The sequence below is a fragment of the Psychrobacter sp. TB20-MNA-CIBAN-0197 genome, assembly GCF_040309765.1.
Classification (GTDB): Bacteria; Pseudomonadota; Gammaproteobacteria; order Pseudomonadales; family Moraxellaceae; genus Psychrobacter; species Psychrobacter submarinus.
This window is the reverse complement of record NZ_JBEOPC010000270.1, coordinates 1-317: the sequence shown is the minus strand read 5'-3', so window position 1 is coordinate 317 and position 317 is coordinate 1. Positions and strand designations below refer to the sequence as shown.

The window sequence follows — 317 nt, the reverse complement described above, 5'->3', positions numbered from 1 at the left end:
GGGTTTGAATCTTGGCTACGTCAACGGCACGGTCGACATCCCCGGCATCGGCAAGATTCTCGACCTGAAAGTGCTGGCGCGGGCGCTGAAGAGCAAGGGCGGCACCAATGTGCTGTCGACGCCGAACCTGCTGACCCTGGACAACGAAGCGGCGAGCATTTTTGTCGGCCAGACCATCCCGTTTGTCAGCGGCAGCTACGTCACCGGCGGCGGGGGCACCAGCAACAACCCGTTTCAGACCGTGACCCGCGAAGAGGTCGGCCTCAAGCTCAACGTACGCCCGCAGATTTCCGAGGGTGGCACGGTGAAGCTGGATA

1 protein-coding gene is annotated in these 317 nt (G+C 62.1%); it reads left to right on the top strand.

The window, feature by feature from the left end; all coding sequences use genetic code 11:
- On the top strand, positions 1-317 hold a 317-nt coding region (locus AAEY83_RS13615; RefSeq protein ID WP_502945170.1), incomplete at both ends, for a secretin GspD/PilQ domain-containing protein.